The organism is Pseudomonas sp. D2002 (genome assembly GCF_013385735.1).
Lineage (GTDB): Bacteria > Pseudomonadota > Gammaproteobacteria > Pseudomonadales > Pseudomonadaceae > Aquipseudomonas.
This window is the reverse complement of sequence record NZ_JACAPL010000007.1, coordinates 120,830-139,532: the sequence shown is the minus strand read 5'-3', so window position 1 is coordinate 139,532 and position 18,703 is coordinate 120,830. Positions and strand designations below refer to the sequence as shown.

25 protein-coding genes are annotated in these 18,703 nt (G+C 58.0%); 10 read left to right on the top strand and 15 right to left on the bottom strand.

Translation table 11 applies throughout. The features are described from left to right. Window positions 1-37 precede the first annotated feature (37 nt). From rplT to thrS, 4 genes are read right to left on the bottom strand one after another with little or no spacing between them, the layout of a single operon-like run. Window positions 38-394, bottom strand: coding sequence for a 50S ribosomal protein L20 (gene rplT, locus HX783_RS16430; protein ID WP_053257052.1), 357 nt, complete (start codon window positions 392-394; stop codon window positions 38-40). Window positions 395-424: 30 nt separating this feature from the next. Further along, window positions 425-619 (bottom strand): 50S ribosomal protein L35, encoded by a 195-nt coding sequence (rpmI, locus tag HX783_RS16425; RefSeq protein WP_002553160.1) that lies wholly within the window; start codon window positions 617-619, stop codon window positions 425-427. 60 nt (window positions 620-679) lie between these two features. After that, the gene (gene infC / locus HX783_RS16420; RefSeq protein ID WP_015884933.1) at window positions 680-1,231 is read right to left on the bottom strand and encodes a translation initiation factor IF-3; all 552 of its coding nucleotides are present in this window, start codon (window positions 1,229-1,231) and stop codon (window positions 680-682) included. Continuing rightward, window positions 1,231-3,153 carry a threonine--tRNA ligase gene (gene thrS / locus HX783_RS16415; RefSeq protein WP_177017553.1) on the bottom strand — a complete coding sequence of 641 codons (1,923 nt, stop codon included), beginning with the start codon at window positions 3,151-3,153 and terminating at the stop codon, window positions 1,231-1,233. The genes infC and thrS overlap by 1 nt, the downstream gene beginning before the upstream one ends. Before the next feature lie 368 nt (window positions 3,154-3,521). On the opposite strand from thrS, the gene HX783_RS16410 reads away from it, so the two are divergent. Together HX783_RS16410 and HX783_RS16405 are read left to right on the top strand one after the other, a co-directional pair. Beyond that, window positions 3,522-3,836, top strand: a complete 315-nt coding sequence (locus tag HX783_RS16410; protein ID WP_177017552.1) for a hypothetical protein — start codon at window positions 3,522-3,524, stop codon at window positions 3,834-3,836. A gap of 289 nt (window positions 3,837-4,125) precedes the next feature. Continuing rightward, on the top strand, window positions 4,126-4,338 hold the full coding sequence (locus HX783_RS16405) for a cold-shock protein (RefSeq protein ID WP_003234260.1): 213 nt from the start codon (window positions 4,126-4,128) through the stop codon (window positions 4,336-4,338). Window positions 4,339-4,412: 74 nt separating this feature from the next. Here HX783_RS16405 and HX783_RS16400 read toward each other — a convergent pair whose 3' ends face one another. Further along, the gene (locus HX783_RS16400; RefSeq protein WP_159958050.1) at window positions 4,413-4,733 is read right to left on the bottom strand and encodes an I78 family peptidase inhibitor; all 321 of its coding nucleotides are present in this window, start codon (window positions 4,731-4,733) and stop codon (window positions 4,413-4,415) included. Window positions 4,734-4,876: 143 nt separating this feature from the next. Further along, window positions 4,877-5,185, bottom strand: a complete 309-nt coding sequence (locus HX783_RS16395) for a hypothetical protein (protein WP_177017551.1) — start codon at window positions 5,183-5,185, stop codon at window positions 4,877-4,879. Window positions 5,186-5,340: 155 nt separating this feature from the next. Between HX783_RS16395 and HX783_RS16390 the strand changes: the two genes are divergently transcribed. Continuing rightward, on the top strand, window positions 5,341-5,553 hold the full coding sequence (locus tag HX783_RS16390; RefSeq protein ID WP_177017550.1) for a hypothetical protein: 213 nt from the start codon (window positions 5,341-5,343) through the stop codon (window positions 5,551-5,553). A gap of 33 nt (window positions 5,554-5,586) precedes the next feature. Here HX783_RS16390 and HX783_RS16385 read toward each other — a convergent pair whose 3' ends face one another. The 7 genes from HX783_RS16385 to HX783_RS16355 are packed head-to-tail and all read right to left on the bottom strand — an operon-like array spanning window position 5,587 to window position 12,553. Continuing rightward, the gene (locus HX783_RS16385) at window positions 5,587-6,615 is read right to left on the bottom strand and encodes a nucleoside hydrolase (RefSeq protein WP_177017549.1); all 1,029 of its coding nucleotides are present in this window, start codon (window positions 6,613-6,615) and stop codon (window positions 5,587-5,589) included. 25 nt (window positions 6,616-6,640) lie between these two features. After that, the gene (gene rbsD / locus HX783_RS16380) at window positions 6,641-7,045 is read right to left on the bottom strand and encodes a D-ribose pyranase (RefSeq protein ID WP_177017548.1); all 405 of its coding nucleotides are present in this window, start codon (window positions 7,043-7,045) and stop codon (window positions 6,641-6,643) included. After that, complete coding sequence (gene rbsK / locus HX783_RS16375; RefSeq protein ID WP_177017547.1) at window positions 7,042-7,959, bottom strand: ribokinase; 918 nt, start codon at window positions 7,957-7,959, stop codon at window positions 7,042-7,044. The genes rbsD and rbsK overlap by 4 nt, the downstream gene beginning before the upstream one ends. A gap of 23 nt (window positions 7,960-7,982) precedes the next feature. Then, window positions 7,983-9,005 carry a LacI family DNA-binding transcriptional regulator gene (locus HX783_RS16370; protein ID WP_159958062.1) on the bottom strand — a complete coding sequence of 341 codons (1,023 nt, stop codon included), beginning with the start codon at window positions 9,003-9,005 and terminating at the stop codon, window positions 7,983-7,985. Between the two features lie 3 nt (window positions 9,006-9,008). After that, entirely contained in the window at window positions 9,009-9,986 is a 978-nt protein-coding gene (locus HX783_RS16365) for an ABC transporter permease (protein WP_176998751.1), read from the bottom strand. Continuing rightward, window positions 9,983-11,536 carry a sugar ABC transporter ATP-binding protein gene (locus tag HX783_RS16360; protein ID WP_177017546.1) on the bottom strand — a complete coding sequence of 518 codons (1,554 nt, stop codon included), beginning with the start codon at window positions 11,534-11,536 and terminating at the stop codon, window positions 9,983-9,985. Before HX783_RS16360 ends, HX783_RS16365 begins: the two co-directional genes overlap by 4 nt. Window positions 11,537-11,593: 57 nt before the next feature. Further along, window positions 11,594-12,553, bottom strand: a complete 960-nt coding sequence (locus HX783_RS16355) for a sugar ABC transporter substrate-binding protein (protein ID WP_159958068.1) — start codon at window positions 12,551-12,553, stop codon at window positions 11,594-11,596. Window positions 12,554-13,048: 495 nt separating this feature from the next. On the opposite strand from HX783_RS16355, the gene HX783_RS16350 reads away from it, so the two are divergent. The 3 genes from HX783_RS16350 (at window position 13,049) to HX783_RS16340 (ending at window position 15,263) form a co-directional block, all read left to right on the top strand. Then, a complete protein-coding gene (locus HX783_RS16350; protein WP_159958070.1) occupies window positions 13,049-14,137 on the top strand; it encodes an asparaginase in 1,089 nt (362 codons plus the stop codon). Window positions 14,138-14,317: 180 nt separating this feature from the next. Next, window positions 14,318-14,569 (top strand): DUF1654 domain-containing protein, encoded by a 252-nt coding sequence (locus HX783_RS16345; RefSeq protein WP_159958072.1) that lies wholly within the window; start codon window positions 14,318-14,320, stop codon window positions 14,567-14,569. Window positions 14,570-14,573: 4 nt separating this feature from the next. Further along, window positions 14,574-15,263: an endonuclease gene (locus tag HX783_RS16340; protein WP_177017545.1), complete on the top strand. Its 690-nt coding sequence runs from the start codon at window positions 14,574-14,576 to the stop codon at window positions 15,261-15,263. A 31-nt stretch (window positions 15,264-15,294) separates the two neighbouring features. Here the strand turns inward: HX783_RS16340 and HX783_RS16335 are convergent, their stop codons facing one another. Next, window positions 15,295-15,660 carry an SPOR domain-containing protein gene (locus HX783_RS16335; RefSeq protein ID WP_177017585.1) on the bottom strand — a complete coding sequence of 122 codons (366 nt, stop codon included), beginning with the start codon at window positions 15,658-15,660 and terminating at the stop codon, window positions 15,295-15,297. A gap of 262 nt (window positions 15,661-15,922) precedes the next feature. Here HX783_RS16335 and csrA point away from each other — a divergent pair, with 262 nt between their 5' ends. The 3 genes from csrA to HX783_RS16320 all read left to right on the top strand — a co-directional run bounded on the left by csrA (window position 15,923) and on the right by HX783_RS16320 (window position 16,978). Then, complete coding sequence (csrA, locus tag HX783_RS16330; protein ID WP_003192511.1) at window positions 15,923-16,117, top strand: carbon storage regulator CsrA; 195 nt, start codon at window positions 15,923-15,925, stop codon at window positions 16,115-16,117. Between the two features lie 207 nt (window positions 16,118-16,324). Continuing rightward, window positions 16,325-16,588 (top strand): hypothetical protein, encoded by a 264-nt coding sequence (locus tag HX783_RS16325; RefSeq protein WP_177017544.1) that lies wholly within the window; start codon window positions 16,325-16,327, stop codon window positions 16,586-16,588. A 93-nt stretch (window positions 16,589-16,681) separates the two neighbouring features. Beyond that, on the top strand, window positions 16,682-16,978 hold the full coding sequence (locus HX783_RS16320) for a hypothetical protein (RefSeq protein WP_177017543.1): 297 nt from the start codon (window positions 16,682-16,684) through the stop codon (window positions 16,976-16,978). Between the two features lie 19 nt (window positions 16,979-16,997). On the opposite strand, the gene HX783_RS16315 is transcribed toward HX783_RS16320, so the two are convergent. Continuing rightward, a complete protein-coding gene (locus HX783_RS16315; protein ID WP_177017542.1) occupies window positions 16,998-17,675 on the bottom strand; it encodes an HAD-IA family hydrolase in 678 nt (225 codons plus the stop codon). A gap of 218 nt (window positions 17,676-17,893) precedes the next feature. On the opposite strand from HX783_RS16315, the gene HX783_RS16310 reads away from it, so the two are divergent. Next, entirely contained in the window at window positions 17,894-18,664 is a 771-nt protein-coding gene (locus HX783_RS16310) for an alpha/beta fold hydrolase (protein WP_177017541.1), read from the top strand. Window positions 18,665-18,703: the final 39 nt, after the last annotated feature.

The following is an 18,703-nucleotide window of genomic DNA, read 5'->3' as shown; positions in this document are numbered from 1 at the left end:
GGCTGCAGGAGCAACCCAGGGTGACTGTCGGGGGTACTTAAGCCAAGGTGGCTTTAGCTTTCTCGACAATCGCAGCAAACACCGCTTTATCGTTCACGGCCAGTTCAGCCAGAACCTTACGGTCGATTTCGATGGACGCTTTTTTCAGGCCAGCGATGAAACGGCTGTAGGACAGACCGTTAACACGTGCACCAGCGTTGATACGAGCGATCCACAGAGCGCGGAACTGACGTTTTTTCTGACGACGGTCACGGTAGGCGTATTGGCCTGCCTTGATTACCGCTTGCTTGGCAACACGGAATACGCGTGAGCGTGCGCCGTAGTAGCCTTTAGCGAGTTTCAGAATTTTTTTGTGACGTTTACGGGCAATGACGCCACGCTTTACACGAGCCATGAGTTACTTCCTCTAGTCTTGATCCAAAAATTAACGAAGGCGCAGCATGCGCTCGACTTTTGCCACGTCAGACGGATGCAGCAAGCTGCTACCGCGCAGTTGACGCTTACGCTTGGTCGACATTTTGGTCAGGATGTGGCTCTTGAAAGCGTGCTTGTGCTTGATACCGTTAGCAGTTTTCAGAAACCGCTTAGCAGCACCACTTTTAGTCTTCATCTTTGGCATGTTCGGATACTCCGCATTCAGTTGATAAACATAATCAGAAGGCCTGCCGTGCCCTGTTGATTACTTCTTCTTTTTCGGGGCGATGACCATGATCAGTTGGCGTCCTTCCATCTTAGGATGCTGTTCGACCGAACCGTACTCGAGCAGGTCAGCTTCAACCCGCTTGAGGAGTTCCATCCCCAGCTCCTGGTGGGCCATCTCACGGCCGCGGAATCGCAAGGATACCTTGGCCCTGTCCCCATCACTCAGGAAACGTACCAGGTTGCGCAGTTTTACCTGGTAATCCCCTTCCTCCGTCCCTGGACGAAACTTGATTTCTTTTACTTGAATCTGCTTCTGGTTCTTCTTCGCTGCGGCAACCTGTTTCTTCTTCTCGAAGATCGATTTGCCGTAGTCCATCACCCGGCAAACGGGTGGGATTGCATCGGCGGAGATTTCCACCAGGTCCAATTTGGACTCTTCAGCAATACGAAGCGCTTCATCAATCGAGACGATGCCAATCTGCTCGCCGTCAGCGCCAATTAACCGAACCTCGCGTGCCGAGATATTCTCGTTGATCGGGGCTTTCGGTGCAGCTCGTTTATCTTGTCTCATTTCACGCTTAATAATAATTACTCCGAATCTGGGCGACCACGCCGGGAAACCGCTTGCGCGAGGAACTCAGCGAACTGGGCGACGGGCATCGAGCCCAGGTCAGCACCTTCACGAGTACGCACAGCGACAGTCTGCATCTCGACTTCCCGATCTCCGATAACCAAAAGATAGGGAACCTTGAGCAAAGTATGCTCGCGGATTTTAAAGCCGATCTTTTCATTTCTCAAGTCGGACTTGGCACGAAATCCGCTTTCGTTGAGAGTTTTTTCAACTTCAGCGGCAAAATCGGCCTGTTTATCAGTGATATTCATGATCACTGCCTGGGTCGGAGCCAGCCACGCAGGGAATGAACCCTCGTAGTGCTCGATCAGGATACCGACGAACCGCTCGAACGAGCCGAGGATCGCCCGGTGCAGCATAACCGGGTGCTTACGGCTGTTATCTTCGGAGACGTATTCGGCTCCCAAACGGATCGGCAGGTTAAAATCGAGCTGCAGGGTACCACACTGCCAGACGCGACCAAGGCAATCTTTCAGCGAGAACTCGATCTTGGGACCGTAGAAGGCGCCCTCACCCGGCTGCAGATCGTACGCAAGGCCCGCACTGTCAAGCGCAGCGGCCAGTGCTGACTCGGCGCGATCCCACAGTTCATCGGAACCCACGCGCTTTTCCGGACGAGTGGACAGCTTCATTTCGACTTCGGTGAAACCGAAATCGCGATAAACGTCCATGGTCAGCTTGATAAACGCGGCGGATTCAGCCTGCATCTGCTCTTCGGTGCAGAAGATGTGGGCGTCATCCTGAGTAAAGCCGCGCACGCGCATGATGCCGTGCAGCGCACCCGATGGCTCGTTGCGGTGGCAGGCACCGAACTCGGCCAGGCGCATCGGCAACTCGCGGTAGCTCTTCAGGCCCTGGTTGAACACCTGCACGTGGCAGGGGCAGTTCATCGGCTTGATGGCGTAGTCGCGGTTTTCCGACTGCGTGGTGAACATGTTGTCGGCGTAGTTGGCCCAGTGCCCGGATTTCTCCCACAGGCTGCGATCAACGACCTGTGGAGTCTTGATCTCCAGGTAGCCGTTGTCGCGTTGAACCTTGCGCATGTACTGCTCGAGCACCTGGTACAGGGTCCAGCCGTTCGGGTGCCAGAACACCATGCCCGGCGCTTCTTCCTGGAGGTGGAACAGGTTCAGGCGCTTGCCGATCTTGCGGTGGTCGCGCTTTTCGGCTTCTTCGATGCGCTGGATGTAGGCTGCCAGCTGCTTCTTGTCAGCCCAGGCAGTGCCGTAGATCCGTTGCAGCTGTTCGTTCTTCGCATCGCCGCGCCAGTAGGCACCGGACAGCTTGGTCAGCTTGAACGACTTGAGGAAGCGCGTGTTCGGCACGTGCGGGCCACGGCACATGTCGACGTATTCTTCGTGGTAATACAGGCCCATGGCCTGTTCGTCCGGCATGTCTTCCACCAGACGCAGCTTGTAGTCTTCGCCACGGGCAGTAAACACGTCGATCACTTCGGCGCGCGGCGTGACTTTCTTGATCACGTCGTAATCTTTTTCGATCAACGCGTGCATGCGCGCTTCGATAGCAGCCAGGTCGTCCGGAGTGAAAGGACGCTCGTAGGCGATATCGTAATAGAAACCTTCGTCGATGACCGGGCCGATGACCATTTTCGCCGTCGGGTACAGTTGCTTGACCGCATGGCCAATCAAGTGCGCGCAAGAGTGGCGAATAATCTCCAGCCCCTCTTGATCCTTGGGCGTAATGATTTGCAGGCTGGCATCGCCGGTGATCAGGTCGCTGGCGTCAACCAGCTTGCCGTCGACCTTGCCGGCCACAGTGGCCTTGGCCAGGCCGGCACCAATGGATGCGGCGACCTCGGCTACGGAAACCGAGTGATCGAATGAACGTTGACTGCCGTCGGGTAGAGTAATAGTTGGCATGGCGCCTCCTCTCCTAGTGGTGACCCCTACCAAAGGTCACGTGGGTTGGGATGAGCCAGTACAAGATCCAATACCAGGCCGTTCAATGATGAACGCCTGCCTTACAGCGGCAGGAGCCTTTCGGCCAACCGATAATCGAACCAGAGTGACTGGAGTGAGCTAAAAAGAAACATGGCATGGCGGCAAACGGCGCGCCTGGAAATAGCCAAGCGAAGGATCCTAGCACAGATGAACGGTCATCGCGGTGGCGCCACCTTGTGTAAAGGCAAATTCACGGCTTTATAGCTGCAAAAGTGAACTTGAGCTGTACGACATGCCTCAAACCCACCGAGAATCGCCGTTCGTCCTCGACTCAAAGGAGCATCCACATGATGCGTTTCACCTCGACCCTCGCTCTCGCCGCTTCCCTGGCTTTACTGTCTCTCGGCGCTCAGGCAGCCGCCCCTTCCAACTGGCCAGCCGGTGCACGCGACAGCTTCGTCAAAGATTGCAGCGCGGCAGCCCAGCAGAGCGTTGACGCCAAGACCGCCAAAGACCATTGCGAATGCGGCGCCGACAAGATCAACGCCGAATTGAGCACTGCAGAAATCAAAGAACTCATGACCAACCAGAACGCCGATCCTGTGCTCAAGAACAAAGCTGTCGCGGCCATTTCGTCCTGCAAAGTCGTGAAGAAAAAGTAAGATCGACCACTGATCAGACGGCCGTTTTGCTGAAATAAATGCCTGAAAACTGCCATTTCTCACAAATTACGCAGCTTTTACGGCTTTTTTTAACATCTGATATTTCGCGCCGAAGCCCCGTAGATCGGGGCTTTCAGCCGACCAAAGCACTAAACGCAACGCTATTGATTAGCAAACAATGCCTTGGGGGGGCTCCCAAGTCGAACATTTCGACTATGATAGCCCTGTGTGCCCAGTTGGCCTGAGCAGCACAGCACTACTGAAAATATATGTTTCTTGGAGATACACCATGTCTAATCGCCAAACCGGCACCGTTAAATGGTTCAACGATGAAAAAGGCTTCGGCTTCATCACTCCTCAAGGTGGCGGTGACGACCTGTTCGTACACTTCAAAGCTATCGAAAGCGACGGTTTCAAAAGCCTGAAAGAAGGCCAAACCGTTTCCTTCGTGGCTGAGAAAGGCCAAAAGGGTATGCAAGCTGCACAGGTTCGCGGCGAGTAATTCTCCGCTGAGCTAAAAAAAACCCCGTCCATGTGACGGGGTTTTTTGTGCGCGCTACAAAAGCCGCCGGGTTATCAGCCGCAGTTGACCCGCGTGATCACCAGGTTGTCATCGGTGTTCAGGTTCAGGCGGTCGGAGCGGTATTCCAGGGTGATCATGTCGTTAGGCTTGAGGATCCGCGCGTTCTGCGCACCGGCACGGGTACGCGCCTGCTCCAGCAATTGAGGTGAGGCTTTCTGGCCAATCGCGAAGTCGGCGGCTTTTGACTCACAGCGACTATGACCGGCATCAGCCACGGCAGCGTCTTTGGCTGGCTCAGAGGCACCTGGGGTGCTGCAACCCGCCAACGCGAGTGCTGCCAACAAAGTACCGAATGAAGCGAGCTTCCAAGGCATGAAGCCTCCTATGATAAAAATGAACAGAGATCGTGCGACAGCGATCCGGCGGATTGGTTTCAAGACGTAAATCGCCCGCAGGCAAGTCTGCCTGACTCAGGGCAAGCATTCGCCCAGTCAATCGTGACCAGATATGAACACACTCAGTAGATGTCGATGTAGTCAAACGGCGGCGTTGGCCAGTTTTGCTTCAGCGCGTTGTAGATTTGCGTGACCCAGACTTCATCACTGGCCGCGACGTTACCGACGTAACCGGAGCCTTTGGCCCAGGTTTCGAGGCGAAACAGCAGACCATCGATATCCACACCGCCTACTGCCCTGCCAGAAGAGATATAGGCGATACCGGCTTTGGTCACCCGCAACTGAGTGTGTTCGTCGTCACTGGCACTGGCCAGCAGCTGGCGAACAGCCTCCAGCGTCAGGTTATCGGGGTTGTTCAAATCGATCTGCACCTGGTGTTCCCCGGCAATTAGACAGGGGCACAGTGTCGCACAGCGCATGCCTCATGCCTAAGTAGCAGTGCCAAACCCCAGCCAAAAATGGTTAACTGCGCTGGTAAGAACCGCGTTTTAGCGCACTGCCCAGTACTTTCAACCGTGAGCCCCCCATGACCACTGTGACCCTCCAAGCCGACATCAAAGCCAAGTGGCCCCAAGGACAAAGTTCCTACAGCCCCGGAAGCCCGGAGGAATTGGCAATCATCGGAATCGACCTGCTGGTCAAGGAACTGGGCACGCAAGCCGCGAAGACTTTCATCGGCAAGATATTCGAGAAATACCCGGCCGATCATATGGGCGCTCACGACCCCGAGCGCGCGTAAGAACCGGCCGGCGAACGCCGACCGGCAATCTTATTACTTCAGACGCGCCAGGCGTTCGGTCAGCAGATCGAAGAAGCCCTGGGCATTGCCATTTTCAACCCAAAAGGCGTTCTTCGGTTGCTTCAGGCCGTCGTACCAATCGACGACGGTCTGGCCGAAGGTAGGGCCTTCACGGCTGTCGACTACCACGTTGACTTCACGGCCGCTGAACAACTCAGGCTTGAGCAGGTAGGCAATAACCGTGGCATCGTGGACCGGGCCGCCTGGAATGCCGTAGTGCTCCATGTCGCCTTTGACGTATTCGTTGAGAATATCGCCAACGATTTTGCTGGCGTTGTTCTTGATGTCGGCAATCTGTTTCAGGCGCGCGTCACTGGTCAGTACCTTATGGGTTACGTCCAGTGGCAGATAGGTCAGCTTGACCCCGCTTTTGAGCACGATTTCGGCGGCCGCCGGGTCGGCGAACAGGTTGAACTCGGCCACCGGCGTGATGTTGCCGCCGTTGAAGTGCGCCCCACCCATCACCACCACTTCCTTGATGCCTTGGGTGATTTCCGGCGCCTGGGTCAGCGCCAGTGCCAGGTTGGTCTGCGGGCCAAGCATGGCGATGGTGATGCTATGTGGCTTGGCGGTGCTGAGGGTCTTGATCAGGTAGTCAACGGCATTGCCTTCGGCCAAGCCTTTTTTCGGCTCGTGCACGGCAACGCCGGAAATACCTTCCTTACCGTGGATATTCTCAGCGTAGATCGGCGTGCGCAGCAGCGGCTTTGGCGAACCGGCATACACCGGAATGTCTTCGCGCCCTGCCCACTCGCGGGCCAGGCGCGCGTTGCGCGAGGTTTTGTCGAGGCGCACATTGCCGGCGACGGTGGTCAGTGCGCGAATATTCAATTCCTGCGGCGAGGCCATGGCAAACAGCAAGGCCACTACATCATCAGCGCCTGGGTCGGTGTCGATGATCAGGTCAATTTTTTCCGCCGCGTGGGCGCTGGCTGCGGTGAGTGCGGACAAAAGCAGGACACTCCGAAACAGGTTTTTCAGGGATGGGAGACTACGTTGCATGAAACACTCCTTGTCGTAGGGAACTCTAGAAGGTTACGCCGGACACCAGCGCGATATTGCAATAAGGCTGGCATTCACCCGTGCGCACCACGGCGCGGGCCTTGCGGCTCAATTGTTTGAATTCTTCGTGACTGACCAGGCGTCGTTCGCCGAGTGCGGCCTGTTCGGTCAGGCTGTTGAGTTCAGAGAGCGCAGGTGGCTGCTTGAGCAGGATTTCTTCGGCCAATACATGGCTTCCCACCTGCATTTCACTGAGCACGATGCGCAGGGTGCTGATGAAATCGGGAATGCCCTGGGTCAGCGCCAGGTCAATCAACTCGACGCCGGGCGGCACCGGCAGGCCGGCATCGCCGATGACCAGGATGTCGCCATGGCCAAGGGAGGCGATCACGCGCGACAGGGCGATATTGAGCAAAGGTGTCTTTTTCATGAGGGCACAAAACCTTGAACGTCGTGCAGCGTAGGAATAGAGGGTTGCGCACCGGCGCGGGTCACTGACAACGCAGCGGCTACCTGGCCAAAGCGGATCGCCTCGGCTTCGCTCTTGCCATTGGCGAGCGCGGCGGCGAAACCTCCGACGAAGGTGTCACCCGCGGCAGTGGTGTCCACCGCCTTGACCTTGGGCGCTACCAAGTGCTCAAAGCCTTGGCCGTCGGCAAACAGCGCGCCCTGGGCGCCAAGGGTAATGATGACTTTGCCGGCGCCCGCCTTGATCAGTTGCGTCGCGGCGACCTTGGCGCTGTCGATGGAATCGACGGTCACGCCGGTCAAGGCATGGGCTTCACTTTCGTTGGGAATCAGGTAATCAATCGAAGCGAACCACTCCACCGGCAATGGGCCGCTGGCGGGCGCCGGGTTGAGGATCACCGTCTTGCCCAGCTCACGACCGCGTTTCAGGGCATGGCCTACGGTGTCCATCGGCGTTTCCAGCTGGCAGACGATAACCTCGGCGCCCTGCAACACTGAATCAGCCGTTTGCAACGAAGCGGGCGTCAGCTCACCGTTGCTGCCGGCCACGATCACAATCGCATTCTGGCTGCTGTCATCCACCACAATCAACGCCACGCCGCTGGAGCCGTCCACGGTGCTGACGGCCTGGCAATCAATGCCTTCAACCAACAACGCATCGCGCAGTTGAGTGCCATAGGCGTCGTTGCCGACGCAGCCGATCATCGCCACATCCGCCCCAAGACGCGCCGAGGCCACGGCCTGGTTGGCGCCCTTGCCGCCGGGGACGGTCGAGAACGTCTGGCCGATCAGGGTTTCACCGGCGCGCGGCAAGCGACTGGCGCGGGTGACCAGGTCCATGTTCAAGCTGCCTATTACCACTACTTTTGCTGGCATACATCAGTACTCATCAATTCGGTTCAGCGGTATTGGGCGAACACACCGGCAAACGGCGCCGTCGACTCACGCAAAACAATACTCGGCGTCACGATGCGTTGATCGATCGGCAGTTGGGGTGTTGCAATTCGTCGCAGTAAAAGCTCGGCCGCCGTCTCGCCCAACTGCACGATCGACTGGCCGACCGTTGTCAGCGCCGGGTACACGTAACGGCCCATTTGAATATCATCGAAGCCAATCACCGACAGCTCGCCGGGCACGCGAATATTGCGCTCGGCCGCAGCACGCAATACGCCGAAACCAATCATGTCGTTGCTGGCGAAAATCGCGCTGGGCGGGTTGTCCGACAGCAGTTGCACCGCTGCGGCATAACCGCCCGTACTGGTGAAGTCACTTTCCCGCGTGCGCCCAGCCGCCACCTCAACGCCCGCCTCTCGCAGCGCGCGGTGGTAGCCCGCCAATCGCATTTGCGCCACGCGAGTGTGGCCCGGCCCACCAATACAGGCGATGTCGCGATGACCGAGTTCAAGCAAGTGCCGGGTCGCCAGGTAGGCGCCCTCCTCGTGATCGATGCGCACCAGGTCGACATCGATGCCGTCCAACGCACGGTCGACAATCACCATGGGCGTGCGTACCGCGCTCAAGCCGGCAGCCAGGCCGCTGTCGTCGCCACCTACGGACGTGACGATCAAGCCGTCGATGCGCTTCTCCAGCAACACACGCAAGTAACTGCGCTGCTTCTCAGCGTTATCGTCGGAGTTGCAGAGAATCACGCAGTAGCCATTTCGCTCGCAGTAATCCTCGATCCCGCGGGCCAACTCGGCAAAATACGGGTTGAGGCTGTTGGGCACCAGCAGGCCGATGGTGGCGGTAGTCTTGGCCTTGAGCGAACGCGCTACCGCACTCGGCACGTAGTCGAGCTGCTTGATTGCCGCCTCAACCTTGATCCGCACAGGTTCACTGACCGGCCGTGTCTTGTTCACCACATGGGACACGGTGGTGTAGGAAATACCCGCAAGCGCTGCCACATCCTTGATCGTTGCCATGGTTTAGCCCCGCCGACTGGCGCGCTGGCTGCGGTAGGTGTCGAGGACCACGGCAATCACGATTACGGCACCGGTAATGATGCGCTTGGTGGGTTCGGTGGCACCGATCTGCGCCAGGCCTGCGGCCAGTACCGAAATAATCAACACACCGAAGAAGGTACTGATAACCGAGCCGCGCCCGCCCATCAGGCTGGTGCCGCCGATCACTACCGCCGCAATCACCTGCAGTTCCAGGCCGGAGCCCGCGTTCGGGTCCGCCGCTTCCAGGCGCGAGATCTGGAACAGAGCCGCCACGCCCGCCAGCAAGCCCATCAGGCTGAACACCAGGATCTTGTAAGGCTTGGGGTTGATGCCGGCCAGGCGCACGGCTTCTTCGTTAGTGCCGATACCGATCAGGTAGCGACCAAACACCGTACGGGTCAACACCAGCTGAGCGGCGATGATCACCAGCAAGGCAATGATGAACGAGGGTGAAATCCCGAAGGCCACCGGGTTCGACAGCCAGGCAAACGAGTCACCGATATAGGCGGTGCGCGAACCGGTCATTTGGTAAGCCACGCCGCGAGCCATTTCCAGCACGCCGAGGGACACGATAAACGACGGGATACGCCAAGCCACGGTGATCGAACCGGTGATGGTGCCGGCCAACGCCGCGCAGCCCATGCCGAGCACGGCGGCCGGCAGCACGCTCCAGCCCCAGCCGAGAATCGCCACACTGACGGCCGACGCGGCCAGTGCCAGCACCGAGCCCACCGACAGGTCGATGCCGCCGATGATCAGGATAAAGGTCATGCCCACCGCCAGCACCATCAGGTCCGGGATCTGGTTGGCCAGGGTGCTGAAAGTGTCATAGGACAGGAAGTGATCGCTCAGCACCGAGAACAGCGCAATCATCGCCAGCAAGGCACCGGCCAGGCCCAAGTAGGTGCCCAGGCCGTAGAAGTTACCGCCGGTTTTACCCGGGGAAGTAGTGGTTTTCATGGGGTATCCCTAAGCGCTGCGTCGTTGAGCAGCGCATCACGTTTTTGATAGCCGGCAAAGGCGGCGGCGAGCAATTCGTCCTGGGTCCAACTGTCGCGCTCGAAGGTTTCGATCAGGCGCCCGGCGGAGAGCACGCCGATGCGGTCACAGATCAGCATCAGCTCTCGCAGGTCGCTGGACACCACCACCAGCGCTTTGCCCTGGCGCGTCAATTCGCCGAGCAAGGCATAGATATCGAACTTGGCGCCGACGTCGATGCCGCGCGTCGGCTCATCGAACAGCATCACCGCGCAATCGCGCTCCAGCCAACGGCCGATCACGACCTTTTGCTGGTTGCCGCCCGACAGCTCCGAGACTAATTGCGCCGGGCTGGAACTGCGAATGCGCATGGCGTCGATCTGGCGCTTGGCCAACGCGGTTTCGTCACGGCTGTTCACCACACCGCCGCCGGAGATTTCCGGCATGTTACCCAAGGCAATATTGGCGCTGATCGATTGGGTCAGCAGCAGGCCTTCGCCTTTGCGGTCCTCGGTGATCAGGGCGATGCCGTGGCCCACCGCGTCGACCGGCGAACGAATGCTCACGACCTTGGCTGGCGAGCCCAGGGCGACGGTGCCGCTGTCTGCCAGGTCCGCGCCGAAGATCAGGCGCAGCAGTTCAGTGCGACCGGCGCCGATCAGGCCTGAGATGCCGTAGATCTCACCGGCGCGTACTTCAAAGGACACGTCGCGGACCTTGTCCGAGCGCGTCAGCCCTTTGACCGTCAGGGCCGGGCCGCCGATGGTGCGCGGGCCCAGGTCGATCTGTTCACCCAGTTCGCGACCGACCATCAAGGTCACCAGTTGCTCACTGTTGTAGTTGGCCATCGGCTCGACGCAGACCAGTTTGCCGTCGCGCAGCACTGCAATGCGCTGGGCAACACGGGCCAGCTCTTCCAGTCGGTGCGAAATATAAATGATCGCCACGCCCCGAGCCTGCAGGCGGGTGATTTGTTCAAAGAGCATCTCGACTTCACGGGCGGTGAGCATGGCCGTGGGTTCGTCGAGGATCAGCACATGGCAGTCGCCGATCAGGTTACGGGCGATTTCGACCATTTGTTGATGGCCGATGCCCAGGGTACCAACCAGGGTATCCGGGTCGATCGCATCCAGGCCGACTTGGGCCATGGCTTCGATCGCAGCTTTGCGCAGTTCCTTGCGGTTGATCCATCCGCAGTTTCTGGGCAGGTTGTCTAGGAACAGGTTTTCAGCCACGGTCAGCGTCGGCAGCAGGTTTAGCTCCTGCATGACCATGCGCACGCCCAGTTCTTCGGCCTGGGTGCGGCTGCCGGGGCGGAAATCCTGACCATTGAACTGCATGTTGCCGGTGGTCGGCGTGACCAGCCCGCCGATAATTTTCGACAAGGTGCTTTTACCTGCGCCGTTTTCACCGGTCAGTGCCAGCACTTCTCCGCGATTGAGCGTCAGGGTGATGTCGGACAGAACCGGTTGCGCATAGGTCTTGCCGATACCGCTGACCGAGAGGACAACGTTCGGGGCGGAAGATGACATAGGAAAATCTCCAGGCGCCCGCTCAGGACGAGCGGGCGCTGTTGGGTACTGCCAGGATTACTTCTTGAGGACGAGTTCGACCGGGGTTTCGATCACGCCGTCTTTGGCATCGACTTTCTCACCCTTGACCAGCTTGAGCGCGTTCTGGATACCAAACACGGCTTGCTGGGCGGCAGCCTGGTCGGCAGTCGCCAACACGCGGCCGTCCTGCAGCATCGGCTTGATGGCTTCGATGTTGTCGTAGCCCACAACCAGCACTTTGCCGGCCTTGCCAGCTGCACGTACGGCAGACACAGCACCCAGCGCCATGTTGTCGTTACCGGCCAGCAGTGCCTTGAGGTCCGGGTATTCGCTCAACATGGCGGAGGCGACTTTCTGGCCCTGGTCGATCTCCCAGTTACCCGATTGGGTGGAGACAATTTTCATACCGGCGGCGTCCATCGCATCCTTGTAGCCTGCGGTGCGCTGCTGGGCGTTGGTGGTGGTCGGTACACCTTCGATGATGCCGACCTTGTCACCCGCAGCCAGTTGCTTGGCCAGGTAGTCACCCACCAGCTTGGAGCCTTTGCGGTTGTCCGGGCCTACAAACGGGATATCGAGGTTTTTGCTTTTCAGCACGTCCGGGTCAAGGCGGTTGTCGATGTTGACGACCTTGATGCCGGCATCGGAGGCCTTTTTCAGCACAGTGACCAGTGCCTTGGAGTCGGCAGGGGCGATCACGATGGCGTTTACTTTGGCGAGGATCATCTGGTTGACGATGTCGATCTGCGCGCTGGTATCGGTTTCGTTCTTGATACCGTTGGTGATCATGTCGAAGTCAGCAGAGTGGTCTTTCTGATACTTCTTGGCGCCGTCCTGCATGGTCACGAAAAATTCGTTGGCAAGGGACTTCATCACCAGGCCGACCTTGGGTTTGGCGGCGGCGTCATCAGCAAAGGCAGAAGAGAGAGGTAGAGCAGCGGATGCGGCAGCAAGCACAGCGACAGCAAGAAGACGTCCAGCGAATGGCAGCTTCATGGGTTCACTCCGATCTTATGATTATTGTGAGCAACGCTCGCGCTGTGAAACATCTCGCAAACGTTTGCGTTATTCAAACTATGAGAACCTTGTCGAGATTTGTCAACGGGTGACCGTCGTCTTTCATCCAAGCCCTCCACCCTCCGTCTTTTAAGCCAGGGCGTTGACGAGATTAAACATCGCTGTCCTCCAGTCGTTCTCTAAAACGACAGGCAGCGATGTGCTTGTCATACACATCCGGTCGATATTCCAATCTGCTTTTCGGACAACCGAACGCAATACTACCTCGACGTTCGGAAAGCCGGACGCAAGCGTTTCCAACCCGCCGAAAAACTCAACATAAGTTGTTTTAAATCAAGACGTTAATTTATCTGGCCAGACACAATCAGCTTGGTACAAATCCTGCTCTTTCTCAGCACCACGCGGCGTTCAGAACCGCCCGGGTGTTCTAGATGAACCTGCTACCGCACTCATCAAAAACCAGAGAGAAAAATAATGAAATCTGCACTGAAAACCTTTGTTCCGGGCGCCCTCGCCCTACTGCTGCTGTTCCCCGTTGCCGCCCAGGCAAAGGAAGCTGAAACCAAGACCAAACTCTCCAACGTGGTGATCCTCGCCACCGGCGGCACCATTGCCGGTGCCGGCGCCAGCGCTGCCAACAGTGCCACCTACCAGGCGGCCAAAGTCGGTATCGAGCAATTGATTGCCGGTGTTCCTGAGCTTAGCCAGATCGCCAATGTGCGCGGCGAGCAAGTGATGCAAATTGCTTCCGAAAGCATCAACAACGAAAACCTGCTGCAATTGGGTCGCCGCGTTGCTGAGCTGGCCGACAGCAAAGACGTCGACGGCATCGTGATCACCCACGGTACCGACACCCTGGAAGAAACCGCTTACTTCCTGAACCTGGTGGAAAAAACCGACAAGCCCATCGTGGTCGTCGGCTCCATGCGCCCAGGCACCGCGATGTCGGCGGACGGCATGCTCAACCTGTACAACGCCGTGGCCGTAGCCGGTAGCAAAGACGCACGTGGCAAGGGCGTGTTGGTCACCATGAACGACGAGATCCAATCGGGTCGCGACGTGAGCAAGATGATCAACATCAAGACCGAAGCGTTCAAGAGCCCGTGGGGGCCATTGGGCATGGTGGTTGAAGGCAAATCCTACTGGTTCCGCCTGCCTGCCAAGCGCCACACCATGGATTCCGAGTTCGATATCAAGACCATCAAAAGCCTGCCGGATGTGGAAATTGCCTACGGTTACGGCAACGTGAGCGACACCGCGGTCAAGGCCCTGGCCCAGGCTGGCGCCAAAGCCATCATCCATGCCGGCACCGGTAATGGCTCGGTGTCGTCCAAGGTGGTCCCTGCCCTGCAGGAACTGCGCAAGCAAGGCGTGCAGATCATTCGCTCTTCCCACGTGAACGCCGGCGGTTTCGTGCTGCGTAACGCCGAACAGCCTGACGACAAGTACGATTGGGTCGCTGCCCACGACCTGAACCCGCAGAAAGCACGGATCCTGGCAATGGTTGCGCTGACCAAGACCCAGGACAGCAAAGAGCTGCAACGGATGTTCTGGGAATATTGATTCCTGGTAACACCTGCGTAGAGGCGGGTTAACCCGCCTCTACCACCCATCAAATACCCTCGCTACAAACCCCTGCCTTTCCCTCAATCGCTTTTACACGAACATCTTGAGTTTTAAGCAGTTGCGAAATTGTTTACAGTTAAATACTGTATACACATACAGCAAACTAAGGAATGCTCCGTGGCAAAGTCTTCTTCCGCAGCGCCAACCCCACCTGACGCCTACCAACGCCTGGCCGTTCGCGTGCAAAAAATCATCAATTCAACCAACGCTCAGAAAGCCAAGGCGGCCTTGATCTTCCGTTTGCCGGAAGAGCCGGAAGAGGAATGGGCACGCTTACTGGAAGAAATTGCTGAAAACGACAACGTCACCCTTGCCTATCGGGATGACGGCGGTGTGCAAATTTTCTGGGTTGTGCCGAAGGAAGACTGATTCAATGAGTGTCCGCTTTATCGCTGTGATGTGTTTACTGCTTTCCGTCACCGCCCACGCCCAGGCACCGCGAACCTTCAGCGAAGCCAAGAAAGTCGCCTGGACGCTATACGCCCCACAATCCACGGAGTTTTACTGCGGCTGCAAATACACCGGCAATCGTGTGAACTTGAAAGCATGCGGTTACATCCCGCGCAAAAATGCCAGTCGTGCCGCACGCATCGAATGGGAACACATCGTTCCGGCCTGGCAGATCGGCCATCAGCGCCAATGCTGGCAGAACGGCGGGCGCAAAAACTGTACGCGCCACGACGACGTGTTCAAGCGCGCCGAAGCAGACCTGCACAACCTGGTGCCGAGTATCGGCGAGGTCAATGGTGACCGTAACAACTTCAGTTTTGGCTGGCTGCCGGTTCAACGTGGGCAGTACGGTTCGTGCCTGACCCAGGTGGACTTCAAGGCCAAGAAGGTCATGCCGCGCCCATCGATTCGCGGGATGATCGCCCGCACGTATTTCTATATGAGCAAACAGTACGGCTTGCGCCTGTCAAAACAGGATCGGCAACTGTATGAAGCCTGGAACAAGACTTACCCTGTGCAAGCCTGGGAACGCCAGCGCAACCAGACCGTAGCGTGCGTGATGGGGCGCGGGAATGAGTTTGTCGGCCCGGTAAACCTTAAGGCCTGCGGTTGAAACTGGGCGGGACACCCGCCCAACTTGCCGGTTACTGCGCAGTCTTGTGCACGATGACCTGCGACTCGGTATCGTTTTTCTTGGCGCGTGCCAGTTTTTCGGTCAACAACGCCTGCTTGGCTTCGGCTTCGGCCTTACTGGCGAACGGCCCCAGCAATACTTGATCCTTGCCGTCTTCCTTCACGATATAAAAATTGAAACCATGCTCCAGCAACCAGGCGGTCAGGTCGGTGATCGCCTGCAGCTTGTGGTCCGGCGGCCCAACCCACACGTCCCATTCCTGGGCGGCAATTGCACCGGTTTGTGGCTGGCTTTCAGTCACGGCAGGCTTGGCCTTGGGCGCTTCGACAGGTTTGCCTTCACCGCAACCGGCCAATGCCAACACCGCCATTGCCATCGCTACTTTACGCACTGCCCTGCTCCTTTAAGGATAAAGAGGCAACTTTATCATTCACTGTCTATTCTGGCCGTCATAAACGTTGGCTTAAACAATGCGAATGATGTACCGCAGACCTGTATGATGCCGTCATGGGAATTAATGTCGCCTCTATGCGTCCTAAAAGAGGCAGTCACAGGGAAGCGCTTAGCAGTAAGCTACACACATCCGACATCTGCCCTGTCTGAAACATGTGTCCTTAAAAGTAATCAAGGAGAAGTCCATGCTTATACTCACCCGCAAAGTCGGTGAAAGCATAAACATCGGTGATGACATCACGATCACCATTCTGGGCGTTAGCGGCCAGCAAGTACGAATCGGCATCAACGCACCCAAGGACGTTGCCGTGCATCGCGAGGAGATTTACCAGCGCATCCAGGCCGGCCTGACTGCTCCGGACAAAAACCAGACTCCTTGAAGCGCCCTCAGTAGCCAGCCTTTTCGTTCACTGTAACGGCTGGCGAAGACCCTTTAGGCCTGTTCGCTCTTTTGCGTCCAGAGCGTCGCTCTCTTCATCTTCCACGCAAGATGAAACTGTCTTCATAATTCGGAACTTGTCGCGTGGTGCACAGCCAAAACGGGTGAGCCATTCTGCCGACAACTGAGCGCACTCAGGAGTACGTCGATGAGGCGCACCTCTATGCAACAATTTGTCGCCTATTCCTGGATGATCGCCCTGCTGATCGGGCTGGCGTTTGCCGGCGTGGAATATGGCTTGAGATACGAAATTGAAGGTGCCGCCGCCTGGGATGCGCCCTCCTGGCTGGACCTGGTGCTGCTGTTGTGCGGTTACCTGTTTGTGTTCTGCCTCAAGCCCATACAGACAATCATCCAACGCAAAATGTGCCAGCGAGCCGGTCACCTTACGCATCGCAAATCTGCGGGTTAATGGGCGGCAATACACTATCTGATCGCCGGTATTTACAGCCTCACAGCAAGATCTATGCTTGGGCGTGCACGATCAATGAAAGGCAGTAAGCAGATGGATACCCTCAGCAAATCCGACATCGAATCTGCACTGGCGGCCCGTCTGCCCAGCTACAAGATCACCTGCACGCTGCATGCTGACGGCACCCTTTCAGCCATCCTGAGCGGCCCCGAAACCGACCATTTCGCGATTACCGGCATCGTGCGCGCACATTATCGCGGCGCCGAAGCGATTGCTCGGCTGGCCAATGAGATCCTCAGGGAAATGGTGATGTCCCGCCAGGGCATGCGCAGTAACCGACAGCAAGCGTCACCCGATCACGACGCCAGGGAAGAAGGCCGAGACCGGTAACGCGCTCGGCTTTTTCGTTTCAGTCCGCCACGCGGTGCAAACTCAGCAGGCCGTCATCATCGCGCTCGACCTGCAGCTGCTCATAGCCATCGATCGATGCATGTGCCGTAGCCATGAGCTTCAGGTGCGTCGAGGTCACCACCACCACCGCTGCTCCCGCCGCCTCCCCGGCCCGAATTCCCACCGTCGCATCCTCGAACACCAGGCAGTCCTGCACACGTACACCCAGGCGTTGTGCACCCAGCACATAACAGGCGGGGTCCGGTTTGCCGATAGCGACATCCTCGGCCGTGACCAGCACCTGCGGCGGCGAAATACCCGCCGCTTGCAACCGGCGTAATGCCAGCTCCTTGGGTGCAGACGTCACCAACGCCCATTGACTGCCGGGCAACCGGTTCAGGAATTCAACCGCGCCGGGAATCGCAACCACACCCTCGACATCATTCAACTCAGCCTCGGTAATCCACTGCGCTTCAACCTCAGGGTCGACGCCCGGGAGCGCCTGACGGGTGATGGTGTCGATGGCCCGCGCGCCATGAATTGTGCTCAGAAAGGCCGGCACATCCAGGCCATGGCGTTCAGCCCAGATACTCCACACCCGCTCGGCAGCGGCGATGGAGTTGAGCAAGGTCCCGTCCATGTCGAATAGAAAGGCGCGGAAGCGTTGGGTAAATGCGGCGGGGCCTGAAATGGACACTGCTTGGCTTTCCTTTTGATCGGTAACAAATGCTGACCCCGATGCAATCTACGGATCCCCTTCCCACTTGTAAACGCTGCGCACCGATCCCCATGGGCTTGCATTACAACCTTGTAATCAAGCTGTAAGTCTTGTCAGCACCCTCACTTCATACAGTGGAGTCGTCAGTCACCCACAGCGGTTGACGCCACTTCCCACAGATGAAAAGGGTCCACCCGATGAAACCTGCAAGCAAACTCTGCCTGATCGCCGCCAGCCTGCTGATGCTGGGCACCGGCACCGCCATGGCCGGCACCGTCGCACCGGTCAAAGCCAATAACGTTGTGCTGGTCCACGGTTCCTGGGCTGATGGTTCAAGCTGGTCCGAAGTGATCACCCGGCTTCAGGCCGCCGGCCTGCACGTCACCGCTGTGCAGAACCCACTGACATCGGTAGCCGATGACGTCGCCGCGACCAATCGTGTGCTGGACCAACAGGACGGTCCTACGGTGCTGGTCGGCCATTCCTACGCTGGCACCGTGGTCAGCGACGCCGGGGTGAACCCGAAGGTCAGCGCTCTGGTGTACGTGGCCGCCCGTGCGCCGGACGCCAACGAAGACTTCGTCGCGCTTTCCGCCAAGTACCCGACCATGCCGGTGCGTGCCGGCGTGGAAGATCACGACGGCTACCTCACCCTGAGCCAGGATGCCTTCCTCAAGTACTTTGCCGCCGATGTGCCGCGCGCCAAGGCCCTGGAGTTGTACGCCGTGCAACAACCGATCACCAAGACCCTGTTCGGCGGCCGTACGGTGAACGCCGCGTGGCACACCAAACCGTCCTGGTACGCGGTGTCGAGCAATGACCAGACCATCAACCCGGACCTGGAACGCTTTCTCGCCAAGCGCATGAACGCCAGCACCATCGAGCTGCCATCAAGCCACTTGTCGCTGGTGTCCCACGCCAAGGAAATCACCGACCTGATCCTCGAAGCGTCCGGTCGCCAGCCTTAAGCCATTCATTACGAACTTGTCATGATCCTGTTGGTTGGC